Annotated in this window: 9 protein-coding genes and 2 pseudogenes; 1 reads left to right on the forward strand and 10 read right to left on the reverse strand. The window is 41.4% G+C overall.

Annotated elements, in window-relative coordinates:
- Positions 1 to 35: 35 nt before the first annotated feature.
- The 6 genes and pseudogenes from secA to N8A86_RS16360 form a co-directional block, all read right to left on the reverse strand.
- Positions 36 to 3,398: a preprotein translocase subunit SecA gene (gene secA, locus N8A86_RS16335; protein WP_273566358.1), complete on the reverse strand. Its 3,363-nt coding sequence runs from the start codon at positions 3,396 to 3,398 to the stop codon at positions 36 to 38.
- Between the two features lie 374 nt (positions 3,399 to 3,772).
- Entirely contained in the window at positions 3,773 to 3,997 is a 225-nt protein-coding gene (locus tag N8A86_RS16340; RefSeq protein ID WP_013994285.1) for a DUF2795 domain-containing protein, read from the reverse strand.
- 138 nt (positions 3,998 to 4,135) lie between these two features.
- Positions 4,136 to 4,710: pseudogene (locus N8A86_RS16345) on the reverse strand (cob(I)yrinic acid a,c-diamide adenosyltransferase).
- A gap of 254 nt (positions 4,711 to 4,964) precedes the next feature.
- Entirely contained in the window at positions 4,965 to 5,348 is a 384-nt protein-coding gene (locus N8A86_RS16350) for a hypothetical protein (RefSeq protein ID WP_273566359.1), read from the reverse strand.
- Positions 5,349 to 5,651: 303 nt separating this feature from the next.
- Positions 5,652 to 7,522, reverse strand: a pseudogene (locus N8A86_RS16355) (ABC-F family ATP-binding cassette domain-containing protein).
- Positions 7,519 to 8,667, reverse strand: coding sequence for a lipoprotein N-acyltransferase Lnb domain-containing protein (locus N8A86_RS16360; RefSeq protein ID WP_273566360.1), 1,149 nt, complete (start codon positions 8,665 to 8,667; stop codon positions 7,519 to 7,521). Before N8A86_RS16360 ends, N8A86_RS16355 begins: the two are co-directional and overlap by 4 nt.
- 136 nt (positions 8,668 to 8,803) lie before the next feature.
- Here N8A86_RS16360 and N8A86_RS16365 point away from each other — a divergent pair, with 136 nt between their 5' ends.
- Positions 8,804 to 9,550, forward strand: coding sequence for a CDP-alcohol phosphatidyltransferase family protein (locus N8A86_RS16365; protein ID WP_273566361.1), 747 nt, complete (start codon positions 8,804 to 8,806; stop codon positions 9,548 to 9,550).
- A 29-nt stretch (positions 9,551 to 9,579) separates the two neighbouring features.
- Here N8A86_RS16365 and lptB read toward each other — a convergent pair whose 3' ends face one another.
- The 4 genes from lptB to N8A86_RS16385 all read right to left on the reverse strand — a co-directional run bounded on the left by lptB (position 9,580) and on the right by N8A86_RS16385 (position 12,597).
- Positions 9,580 to 10,320 carry an LPS export ABC transporter ATP-binding protein gene (lptB, locus tag N8A86_RS16370; protein WP_273566362.1) on the reverse strand — a complete coding sequence of 247 codons (741 nt, stop codon included), beginning with the start codon at positions 10,318 to 10,320 and terminating at the stop codon, positions 9,580 to 9,582.
- Positions 10,321 to 10,443: 123 nt separating this feature from the next.
- Complete coding sequence (locus tag N8A86_RS16375; protein ID WP_273566363.1) at positions 10,444 to 10,794, reverse strand: carboxymuconolactone decarboxylase family protein; 351 nt, start codon at positions 10,792 to 10,794, stop codon at positions 10,444 to 10,446.
- A complete protein-coding gene (gene tatC / locus N8A86_RS16380; protein WP_273566364.1) occupies positions 10,787 to 11,632 on the reverse strand; it encodes a twin-arginine translocase subunit TatC in 846 nt (281 codons plus the stop codon). Before tatC ends, N8A86_RS16375 begins: the two co-directional genes overlap by 8 nt.
- A complete protein-coding gene (locus N8A86_RS16385) occupies positions 11,632 to 12,597 on the reverse strand; it encodes a KpsF/GutQ family sugar-phosphate isomerase (RefSeq protein WP_273566365.1) in 966 nt (321 codons plus the stop codon). Before N8A86_RS16385 ends, tatC begins: the two co-directional genes overlap by 1 nt.
- Between the last annotated feature and the right edge of the window lie 156 nt (positions 12,598 to 12,753).

Raw genomic sequence — 12,753 nt, forward strand, 5'->3', positions numbered from 1 at the left:
CCGTTACAAAATTTTTTATTAAGGAGTGTAGGTATTTAATCTTCCGTCAACACCCATTCCCCCTTATCCAGCAGTGGTTCGGCTTGTTTGTATTTTACGGTCTTGCTCTCGCCTGACATTACATTTTTTATGGTTACCTTTTCGTTGCGTCCAATTTTTGGCCGTTCCCTGACTATGGTTTCCGTTATTGATGGCCTACCTCCTTGATTTTGGCCAATGGCCCTGCTTTGGGCTGCACGTTCGTCACTATTCGGGATTTCTTCTTTGCTGGTCTGAAGGTTTTCCTTAGGTCGTCTTACATTTCGTTCTTCCTGTATTTCGTTGGGATTGCCGGTTGGCAATTCTCCCTTGAAAAGGAAGGATACGACTTCTTTATTGACTTTTTCGATCATACTTTTGAAAAGTTCAAAAGCCTCGAACTTATATATCAATAAAGGATCTTTTTGTTCGTGAACGGCCAATTGCACGGACTGTTTCAATTCATCCATTTTGCGCAGGTGGGTTTTCCACGAATCATCGATAATTGCCAACGTGATATTCTTTTCAAAATCGGTTACCAACTGCTTTCCATCACTTTCATAGGCATCTTTCAGATTCGTAACAACATTCAAGGTTTTGATACCGTCCGTGAAAGGTACGACGATACGCTCGAATTTATTGGCATTATCCTCATACACTTTTTTAATGACAGGAAAAGCGGTCTGTGCGTTGCGTTCTATTTTATTTTGATAATACTCATAGGCTGCTTTGTAAACCACATTCGCGATTTCCTGAACCCCCATTTTGGTAAAATCATTCTCGGAAATTGGGGAAGTAATGGAGAAATACTTGATTAGCTCAAATTCAAAGTTTTTGAAGTCATTGGCCGCTTTGTTGGTATCTACGATTACCTCGCAGGTATCATAGACCATGTTCGCAATATCAACTTTCAAGCGTTCACCTTGTAGTGCGTGACGTCGTCGTTTATAGACCACTTCACGTTGCGCGTTCATCACATCATCATACTCCAACAGTCGCTTACGTACCCCGAAGTTGTTCTCCTCTACTTTTTTCTGTGCACGTTCAATGGATTTCGTCATCATCGAATGCTGAATGACCTCGCCTTCTTCCAAGCCCATTTTATCCATCATTTTGGCCACACGATCGGACCCGAAGAGACGCATAAGGTTATCTTCTAAAGAGACGTAGAATTGTGAAGACCCAGGATCGCCCTGTCGCCCTGAACGACCTCGAAGCTGTCTATCGACCCGACGCGAATCGTGTCTTTCGGTACCTACAATGGCAAGTCCCCCAGCTTTTTTAACCTCTTCGCTAAGCTTAATATCGGTGCCACGGCCAGCCATGTTGGTGGCTATGGTAACAATGCCCGACTTACCTGCTTCGGCCACCACGTCCGCTTCTTTCTTGTGTAGTTTCGCGTTCAATACATTATGAGGGACTTTTCGAATGTTCAACATACGCGACAGAAGTTCTGAAATTTCTACGGAAGTGGTACCGATCAATATCGGTCGGCCCGCTTCAGAGAGTTTGGTGACCTCATCGATAATCGCATTATATTTTTCACGTTTGGTCTTATAGATTAAATCGTTTCGATCGTCTCGTGCAATGGGTCGGTTGGTGGGAATTTCCATCACATCCAACTTGTATATTTCCCAGAACTCGCCAGCTTCGGTAACGGCAGTACCGGTCATACCTGCCAATTTTCGGTACATTCTAAAGTAGTTCTGTAGCGTGACCGTGGCAAAAGTTTGGGTCAAGGCTTCTATCTTTACATTTTCCTTGGCCTCGATGGCTTGGTGTAATCCGTCGGAATATCGTCGACCATCCATAATACGGCCGGTCTGTTCATCAACGATCATCACCTTATTTTCCATCACTACATATTCCACATCCTTTTCAAAAAGGGTATAGGCCTTGAGCAACTGGCTCATCGTATGAATGCGTTCACTCTTAACAGTAAAATCCTTGAAAAGTTCCTCTTTTAGTTCGGCCTCCTTTTCGATTTCAAGGTTCTGACTTTCAATTTTTGCAATTTCCCCTCCGATGTCTGGCATGACAAAGAAATCTTTATTATCGGCACCGGAAATATATTCAACCCCTTTGTCGGTCAATTCAATTTGATTGTTTTTCTCATCGATAACAAATAACAGGTCTTCATCTACCTTGGGCATTTCGCGGTTATTGTCCTGCATGTAGAAGTTCTCCGTTTTTTGCAGCAACTGTTTTACGCCTTCTTCACTCAAAAATTTAATGAGTGCTTTGTTTTTTGGAAGCCCACGGTGTACCCGTAACAATAAGAATCCTCCTTCTTTGGTGTCTCCTTCGGTAATCAGCTTTTTAGCTTCCGCCAAAACCCCAGTTAGGTGCTGCTTTTGTTTACCGACAATATCTGAAATCTTGGGCTTTAATTCGTTGAACTCGTGACGGTCGCCTTCTGGTACCGGACCAGAAATAATTAAAGGTGTACGCGCATCGTCGATCAGTACCGAATCCACCTCATCGACAATGGCGTAATGATGAGGTCGCTGTACCAAGTCTTTTGGCGTATGCGCCATATTGTCCCTCAAGTAATCAAAACCAAACTCGTTGTTCGTACCGTAGGTGATATCGGCATTATATGCGGCACGTCGCCCTTCGGAGTTGGGTCTGTGATAATCGATACAATCGACCGAAAGACCGTGAAATTGAAAAATAGGGGCCATCCAGGCACTATCTCTTTTTGCGAGGTAGTCGTTGACGGTTACCAAATGTGAACCGTTGCCCGAAAGGGCGTTGAGATATAATGGTAGCGTGGCCACCAGGGTTTTACCTTCCCCGGTTTGCATCTCCGCAATTTTACCTTGGTGCAAACAAATACCCCCTATCAATTGTACATCGTAGTGTACCATATCCCAAGTCACCTCTTTGCCGGCGGCATCCCAAGAATTTCTCCAGATGGCATTGTCGCCATCCAAGGTCACATAATCCTTATCTCCAGAGAGCAATCTGTCATATTCCGAAGCGGTTACGGTCAAGGTCTCATTATCTTTAAAACGCTTGGCGGTCTCCTTAACTACGGCGAAGGCCTCGGGTAAAATCTCGTTAAGGGTATCTTCGGAGATTTTGTAAAGTTCTTCTTTCAAGGTATCGATTTCCCCATAAAGTTCTTCGTTCTTATCGATATCCAAAGAGGCTTTGACCTCTTCCTGTAACTCCTCTATCTTGGCATCGATTTCCTTGGAGTTTTCTTTGATCTTAACCTTGAAGGTCGCTGTCTTTGCCCGAAGTTCGTCGTGACTTAGACCTTCCAAAGCAGATTCGAACGATTTTATTTGATTGACCAAAGGTTGTAGTTCTTTCACATCTTTTTTAGACTTATCACCTACAAAAGCCTTTAGTACAGAATTTATAAAACTCATAATATGCTATTATTTATTGGAAAAACAGGTCGATGAAAAACCACAGACTGTTTTGAAATATGTAAAACATAGGTCTTTTCGACCAACGGGTATTGGTTAGCAAAAGGCATTCCAGTTTGTGAATACCTGTAAAACATGACAAAAGCCTGCCAAAATTACCGAGAACTTTCCCTAAGGTCATAATCCTACCTGCGAAGGTAACATTTTGCCCTCTAATTTCGTCTTTTTTCCTCATCATAGCTAGGGCTATGATTCAAAAAAAAACTTCATTATAGAATAAAAGCTTTGCTTCTCGGTTCATGATTAAGACCTTGGGGAAAGTTCAAAAAAAAAGTCTCCTAAGAGACTTTTTTGATTCAATTAACGTAATGGTATTAATATTCGTCCTCGTTCCAGAGGTAATCTTCTTCTGTAGGATAGTCTGGCCAAATTTCTTCGATGGACTCGTATATCTCGCCACCTTCCTCTTCCATTGATTGAAGGTTTTCTACAACCTCAAGGGGAGCTCCCGTACGGATGGAATAATCGATTAATTCATCCTTTGTGGCCGGCCATGGTGCGTCGCTCAAATAAGACGCTAGTTCTAATGTCCAATACATTGTAATAGTTTGATTTTAAAATTTTTGCAAAAGTAATTTTTTAAAGCAAATAGCCAACTTTTTTAGGAAGTATTTCGACTATTTTATCAACAATGACTTTTGCCTGAATAAATTGATAACGAAGAAATTTCGGATTTATTAGACCTTTTTTTCAGGAATCCATTTAATTTCCTCTGCCTGTAAATCTTTGGACAACTTTCGTGCCAAGACGAACAGATAATCGGAGAGTCTATTGATGTATGTAAGCACCCTTTCGTCAAAAGGCTCATTTTCGTGAAGATGTGATGCTAGACGTTCAGCCCTGCGGCAGACGGTTCGCGCGATATGACAGTATGACACGGTGGTATGCCCACCAGGAAGTATAAAATGGGTCATAGGAGGTAGGGCCTCATCATTAGTATCCATTTCTTTTTCTAAAAATACAATGTCGTCCGTATTAATTTTAGGGATATTGAGCCGTTCTTTTCCACTTTTTAAAAGGGCTTTTTTTGGATCTGTTGCCAAAATGGCTCCCACCGTGAACAATTTCTCTTGAATCAGCATTATGGTTTTTTTGAGCGATCATCAATATCTTGGTCGCGAAGAAGGCCTAACCAAGAATTCAGCTCATCTACCGTACCGTAACTTTCGATGCGTATGTGATGTTTCTTGACACGCGTACCTCCAAAAAGGGCCGTCGTACCATTGTCTCCAGTTTTAGTATAGATTTTCATGATTGAAGTTCAAGTGCAAATTCAAATGTCAGGACTTTCCAAGTAACGTTGTTCAAAAATTCAATCCCCCAGGTCTTATTCATCCTCTTTTTTGGTCTTACGGGAATAACCATCCATAAATTTTCTAGACTTGCGTTTTCTTGACCTGCTTCTATTTGTGATTGAAATCACCAAGTAGATCGCAGCTACGATTCCCAGTACAACATACATGTTCATTTTTGAAACTCTCTTAGAATTATGCTAAAATTACAGGATTAAATTCGAATCTTAAAATGCTCTTTGGCTTGCTCTTTCCTGAAAAATATCACTCCGCAATAGAATAGGTCGAGAGTGACGGTTACTTTTTCATGTGCCTTGATGGCTTCCCAATAGATTGACAAACTTTTTGATTTATAAATATTGTTTACCAAGACGATAGTATCATTATGAATTTCACCAAATAACCTAAGCTCTTGGGATTCTTTCTCTTGAACATCCAAAAAGATAAGGTCACAGGGGACAAGGTCAAATTTCATGTTCGGATATTTGGACGAAATTTGCTCACGTAACGCTTCACTGTTGGCATTCAGACCAATACTTTTTACATTGAAATAGGAAATACTTTTCAATAATACATTCAACGACTTTTTAGAATCCAATTTTTGCTTGGAATACAAACATTTCGTGACATATTGATAGATAAAAGGAGTGCACCCCGTGTTGGTTCGTAGAGGTTAGGAGGAATTTCAGATACTGAAAAAATCTGGGCATTGCTTCAAGGGTTAGTTGCCACCTATATGGTCGGGGCTTTCAACCCCTCCGTCTTCCCGTCCGCTAATGGCGGACGGGAATCCACCTCCCTTCGTCTGAGGGGAGGAGCCGAAATAACTCACAAGTTGAAAATTTATGAACAACATTGCAATTATCAATTTTCTTTAATCTTTAAAATAAATGTTCTGGGGTTACTCCAACATCGCTGAAAGCTCAAACCAACGCTCCGTTTTTTGGTCGATAGCGTTCGAAATTTCTTTGAGTTCGACGGATAGTTTATCGATTTCTTCTCCTGAAAGTGTACCGTCGGTAAATTGATGCTGTAATTCTACCTTTTTTGTCTCTAATTTTTGAATCTCTTTTTCTAAGGTTTTATGCTCTTTTTGTTCCAAATAGGTCAATTTTGGTGCCTTTTCATCACTTTTCCAGCTATTTTTGGACTTTTTTACCTCATTTTGTTTTTCGGCCCTGTTCTCTATTATGGCACTATCCTCATAGGCCCGGAAGTCGGAATAATTCCCTGGAAAATTTTCTACTACGGCATCCCCCCGAAAAACGAAAAGATGGTCGACGATCTTATCCATGAAATATCGATCATGGGAAACGACTATCAGACATCCCGGAAAATCAAGCAAGAAACTCTCCAATACGTTCAAGGTCACAATGTCGAGATCGTTCGTTGGTTCATCCAAAATCAAAAAATTTGGATTTTGAATCAACACTGTACACAGATATAATCGTTTGCGTTCACCACCGCTTAGCTTTTCAACAAAATCATATTGTTTTTTTCGGTCAAAAAGAAAGCGTTCCAATAATTGTTGTGCCGAGATCTGTCTTCCTTTTTTTAGGGGAATAAAATCCCCGAAATCGCGAATGACATCAATGACTTTTTGGCCTTCTTTGATGGTAATTCCTTTTTGGGTGTAATACCCGAATTTAATGGTGTCGCCTACCACCACTTTACCAGCGTCTGGGGTGTCGGTTCCTGCGATGATATTCAAAAAAGTGGATTTACCCGTACCGTTCTTTCCGATAACTCCGACCCGTTCCCCCTTGGTAAATACGTAATCGAATTTTTCAAGTATTGGTTTGTCGGGATAGGATTTCGATACTTTATGAAGCTCCAAAATTTTGCTACCGACACGCTCCATGTTTATTTCCAGTTGTACCTCATGTTCTTTTCGACGCTGATTGGCCTTTTCCTTGATCTGATGAAAATCATCGATGCGCGATTTTGACTTTGTTGTACGTGCTTTGGGCTGTCTTCGCATCCAGTCCAATTCCTTTTTGAAAAGGAGTTTTGACTTGTGCTGCTCTACCTCTTCCTGCTCGATTCGGGCTTCTTTCTTTTCTAAATAATAGGAATAATTTCCTTTATACGGATATAACGTCCCGTTGTCCAATTCGATGATCTCGTTACAGACCCGCTCCAAAAAATAGCGGTCATGCGTTACCATCAACAAGGTCATATTCTCTTTGGCGAAATACTGTTCGAGCCATTCGATCATTTCAAGATCAAGGTGGTTGGTGGGCTCATCTAAAATCAAGAGTTCCGGCCTGTTAATGAGCGCATCGGCCAGGGCCAATCGTTTTTTTGGCCACCTGAAAGTTTCCCGACACTTGCATGAAGGTCTTCCAACTTTAGTTTGAACAAAATCTGTTTGTATTGTGTTTCGAAATCCCAAGCGTTGAAGCGCTCCATGGCCTCGAAGGCTTTTTGGTAGGCATCTGCATCTTCAGGATTTTGGAGGGCTTCCTCATATTTTCGGATGACCTTTAAAACTTCATTGTCAGAGGCGAAGATGGTCTGCTCAACCGTTAAATCCGGATTCAAATTCGGCTCCTGTTCCAAATACGATACCCGAATGCCTTTACGAAAATTGACCTGGCCAGTATCTGGAGTATCATTTCCAGCCAGAATATTGAGAATGGAAGTTTTCCCTGTACCGTTCTTGGCAATCAGGGCGATTTTTTGGTCTTTATTGATTCCGAAGGAAATGCCTTCAAAAAGTACGAGTTCACCATACGATTTTGAGATGTTCTCTACCGTAACAAGATTCATGAAGCTATTTTTTTGGCACTGGTGTAAAACTTCCAAAGATAGAGGTAACGTGCGGCTAAAGCAATCATTATAGGAATCAATACTGGCGAAAATTCTTGAACACCAAACACCCAGAAACAGAGCATCAGACCTAAAAGCCCCAGTAATATGAGGAAATAATTTTTGATTTTAGGGTTTGACTTTTTTCTCAAAACTAAAAAGGAAAGTATCAGGTTTAAAGGAAAGGCCCATAAAATATTATAGTTCTGTACTGTCCAGATATGGTCGGTCAAAAACCATAGAAAGAATATAAGTGACCCTGCTTGCCCCGTAATCAGAAAAATACTAAAATCAAGCGCACGACTTCTTTTGGCTTTTTTGAAATCTGAATAAGTAATCCCCAAAATTATAATTGAAAAAATCAATGAAAGAAATAGGGGGGAGGTAAAGAAATTGAATCTATTTTTTTCAGGAGAAGCCTCAAAGAGCGGTTTCGCCTCTTCGGCTAAGTCGGTACCATTGAGTTTGGCCATTTCAAATTGGCGCATTACATAAATTGGTAGATAGAGATGTTCTTTGGGAGTCGCTTTTCGATCAATATCAGCGCCCAACGCTAGGTCAATGCCAAAAGCGCCCCAAGAATTCTTTTTAATGTGTTGATGCACAAGTTCTCGAAACGAATAGCGTTGATCGATATAATTTGGGTCAAAAAGCAATTTGTCCCCAAAATTTTCCTCCAGCACGAACCAGATCTTTGTTGCACAGTTGTTGGAGAAATAATCGTAGGCATAGGTTTTGTTCTCAGGCAGGTTATTGTTTTCAAGGTATTTGAAGAGTTTGGTCTTTTCCGGTAATGAAAGATTCAGTGCTTGTTCCGTGACCCAGCGGTTGGTCAGTTTATAATCCCTGAGGTACGATTCAAAACCTTCACGTACCAACAAATAATCCATTCGGCCTTGCGAAAATTTCAGGTAGAAATTTTCGCCCCTTGTATCGAAAACCCCATAATTATAGACTACATCAATACCCAAAGTAGGGTCTTGCACCCGAATGGCACTATGACCGAATGCGGTGTACAAAATATCGCCTGGGCCACTGGTCAATAAACTGATTTTGGAAAGTGGCGATAACTCTGGCACCTGTAGAAAGCCGGTTATTGGAATCAAAAAAAGTATAAGGAAGAGCCATTTTTTTAATCGCATGGTACGGTACGGAAATATTTTAGCAAATATCCGAATAAAATGTGGCTCTAAAATCGCAACCGAAAAATTATACTATTTTTACCGAAATCAACACCTAATCATGAAGAGACATATTTCGAACCTTATAACGTTGATGAACGTTTTTTGCGGCTGTGTCGCGGTCGTGTTTGCGGTCTTGAACCAGTTGGAATTGGCCGCAACATTCATGTTTTTGGGAATTATCTTTGATTTTTTTGATGGACTGGCCGCCCGAATTCTTGATGTGAAAAGCGATCTGGGGCTACAATTGGATTCTCTTGCCGATGTCATCACCAGTGGTCTGGTGCCCGGCATTGTCATGTTCCAATTATTGGGTATGAGTATGAGCGGCGGATGGAATATCGATTTATCTTCCGAAATGGCCGATTCGACTTTCTGGGTTGGGCTGAAGGTGGCGCCACTTCCTTTTATCGGTTTTTTAATCACGATGGCTTCTGCCTATCGCCTGGCCAAGTTCAATTTAGACGAAGATCAACAGGATTCTTTTGTGGGGCTTCCGACTCCGGCCAATGCACTGTTGATTGTTTCCTTGCCTTTGATTCTTTTATATCATAATAATGATTTTCTAAACGGAATCATTTTGAACCAGTGGTTTTTGATCGGCATGACATTGCTCAGCTGTTATTTACTAAATTCCAAAATAGAGCTCTTCGCCCTTAAATTCAAAAACTGGAGTTTTAAGGACAATGCCCTGCGTTATATTTTCATCATTATCAGTTTGGTACTTTTGGTTACGATGCAATTTTTAGCGGTACCGATTATTATCGTGTTCTATATCGTGAGTTCGTTGCTGGCCAAGGAAGAGTAGTATCGAAAAAACTTCCTTTTTCGGAAAGCCTAAAAGTCCAACTTCTTTTTCCTAAGCTCGAAATTTTGGCCCAAATACACCTTACGCACCATTTCGTCGGCGGCAAGATCTTCGGGAATTCCTGATTTCAGAATACCTCCTTCGAACATGAGGTACGAACGTTCGGTAATGGCCAAGGTCTCTTGTACATTGTGGTCGGTAATGAGAATACCGATGTTCTTGTTCTTGAGTTGTGCTACGATGCGTTGAATATCTTCTACGGCGACTGGGTCTACTCCTGCAAAAGGTTCATCCAACAAAATGAATTTTGGGTCTGTGGCCAAGGCGCGTGCTATTTCCGTACGACGGCGTTCGCCGCCCGAGAGCAAGTCGCCACGGTTTTTGCGAATATGGCCCAATCCGAATTCCTCGATAAGTGACTCCATCTTGATTTCTTGCTCTTTCTTGCTCAGTTTGGTCAATTGAAGTACACTGAGAATATTCTTCTCGACACTCAACTTTCGAAAAACGGATGCCTCTTGGGCGAGATAACCAATGCCGTTCTGGGCACGCTTGTACATTGGATATTTCGTAATCTCCATGTCGTCGAGGTAAATATTTCCACCATTTGGTTTTACAAGACCGACGATCATATAAAATGAAGTCGTCTTTCCAGCACCGTTTGGCCCTAAAAGCCCCACGATTTCGCCCTGATTGACTTCCAAAGAAATACCTTTCACAACCTGGCGGCCGCGATACGATTTCATAATATTTTCTGCTCTAAGCTTCATTTGTAAAGTTCAAGTCCAAGCGCAACAGTCAAATTAAAAAAAATTATATTCTCAGATACTTACACTAAAGACGTTTTCAAAACTACCTCTTGACAATGGCATTCGAAAATAATTACGTTTTAATTAACCTTCATGTTGCTCCAAGGCTTCCCAATATTCGTAAGCCCTTCGCAAATGGGGTACTACGATTGTGCCGCCCACTAAGGTTGCAATCCCCAAGGTTTCCATGACTTCTTCCTTTGAGGCTCCCGCTTCTTTAGAATGTTCCAAATGATATCTAACACAGTCATCGCATCGTAAAACTGTCGACGCCACGAGCCCTAAAAGTTCTTTGGTCTTTACATCCAAGACTCCTTTAGCGTATGCATTCGTATCCAGATTAAAAATACGCTTGATAATTTTATTGTTATCGGCCAATAATTTTTCGTTCATTTTCGAACGGTAGGCATTGAATTCTTCGACTTTGTCAGGCATTTTTCATGAGTTTTCCATCTTTTTTCGCCTCCCGCTTCATCACCATTTTCGAAATAAAAATACTTACTTGATACAGCACCAGCACGGGAATAGCGACAATAATTTGGCTGGTCACATCAGGTGGGGTGATGACGGCCGAGAGAATCAATACGATGACCAAGGCAATCTTACGGTATTTTTTCATGATTTCCGGAGTTACGAGCCCCACCTTGGTGAGAAAATAGATAATAATCGGCAGTTCGAACATCACCCCGCAGGCGATGACCGACGTGCGTACCGCGCTTATGTAGGATCCGATATCAAATTCGTTTAGTACTTGTTCACTGACCTGATAGGTGCCCAAAAAGTTGATAGATAGGGGAGCAACAACGTAATATCCGAATAAGACGCCCATGAAGAACAGTATCGAAGCTATTAAAATGAATCCACGAGAATGCTTTCTTTCGTTGGGATGTAGACCTGGACTGATAAACTTCCAAAGTTCCCAGAGTACATAGGGAAAGCCGACGACGAACCCCACCCAAATGGCGGTCCAGATATCCGCGGAGAACTGCCCGCCCATCGTCCGGCTCTGAATCGTGAAAGGAAGCTCGTCTTTACAGAAATCGGATTCCACTCCTATCGAGGTCGCTATGTTACAGAACATCCGATAGGTGGGAAAGTCCATACTTTTAGGCCCAAAAATGATGACGTCAAATACAAATTCGCTGAAGACGAAGGCCACGATACCGATAATGACTACCGCCAATACAGAGCGTATTAGATGCCAGCGTAGTTCTTCCAAATGGTCGAGGAAAGACATTTCATCATGTGCCTTGGTCTGCTTTTTCTTTGCCATTATATGATGCCTTCGTTGATGAGATTATGTAAGTGTACAATGCCTTTATACGATTCGCCATCGACCGCAAGTAGTTGGGATATTCCGTTGGCTTGCATGATTTCAAGTGCTTTTATTGCCAATACGTCCGATTGAACCGTTTTTGGGTTTGAGCTCATAATATCCTTTGCGGTAAGTCCGTTGATATTTTCATATTTATTCAACATTCTTCGAATATCCCCATCTGTGACCACGCCCACAATTTTATCGTTGTCGACAACGGCCGTAACTCCAAGCATTTTTTCAGAGATTTCCACGATGACCTTTCTGACATCGGTATTCAGTTGAACTTCGGGTTTTTGGTTGTTATCGGCGATATCTTGCACACGAAGATAAAGTCGTTTTCCCAAGGTTCCGCCCGGGTGGTATTTCGCAAAATCTTTACTACTGAAACCTTTGAGGTCCAAAAGGCATATAGCCAACGCATCGCCGATGACCATTTGCGCCGTAGTACTTGTGGTGGGTGCCAGGTTATTTGGGCAAGCTTCTTTTTCGACATAAGTGTTTAGAACAAAGTCGGCTTGCTCGGCTAGAAACGATTCGGTGTTTCCGGTCATTCCGATAAGTTTGTTCTTTCCTCTTTTTATAAGGGGAACCAGCATTTTGATTTCGGGGCTATTTCCGCTTTTTGAGATACAAATGACGACATCGTTTTTTTGGATAGTCCCCAAATCACCATGTATGGCATCTGCGGCGTGCATGAAAATGGCAGGAGTCCCCGTAGAATTTAAGGTTGCAACGATTTTTGAAGCTATTATGGCGCTTTTTCCAATACCGGAGATAATGACCCTTCCTTTTGATTCAATGATACATGCAACGGTGTCGGCAAAACTATGGTCCAATAACGTAGTCAAATTCAGAATCGCGGCACTTTCGCTTTCAATGGTCTGTTTTGCCAGGGCAAGTATCGCTTTGGGTTCGCTCAAAGTATATTTTAAATTAAGAATTGCAATGCTAAAAGAATGTCTTATATTTAAGATTACAAAATTACATAAAGTATATTGAATGTCTTAACGACATCGAATATTTTAAACTTTAAGACTTTTTAACGACTATTGCTTACATCGAAGTAGTAAAAGTGC

It is taken from the genome of Maribacter halichondriae, assembly GCF_027474825.1.
Lineage (GTDB): Bacteria > Bacteroidota > Bacteroidia > Flavobacteriales > Flavobacteriaceae > Meishania > Meishania halichondriae.

What these genes read in the sequence shown, in the direction of transcription:
- secA (WP_273566358.1), bottom strand. Translation starts at nt 3,398, where the DNA reads ATGAGTTTTATAAATTCTGTACTAAAGGCTTTTGTAGGTGATAAGTCT.
- N8A86_RS16365 (WP_273566361.1), top strand. Translation starts at nt 8,804, where the DNA reads ATGAAGAGACATATTTCGAACCTTATAACGTTGATGAACGTTTTTTGC.
- N8A86_RS16340 (WP_013994285.1), bottom strand. Translation starts at nt 3,997, where the DNA reads ATGTATTGGACATTAGAACTAGCGTCTTATTTGAGCGACGCACCATGG.
- tatC (WP_273566364.1), bottom strand. Translation starts at nt 11,632, where the DNA reads ATGGCAAAGAAAAAGCAGACCAAGGCACATGATGAAATGTCTTTCCTC.
- lptB (WP_273566362.1), bottom strand. Translation starts at nt 10,320, where the DNA reads ATGAAGCTTAGAGCAGAAAATATTATGAAATCGTATCGCGGCCGCCAG.
- N8A86_RS16375 (WP_273566363.1), bottom strand. Translation starts at nt 10,794, where the DNA reads ATGCCTGACAAAGTCGAAGAATTCAATGCCTACCGTTCGAAAATGAAC.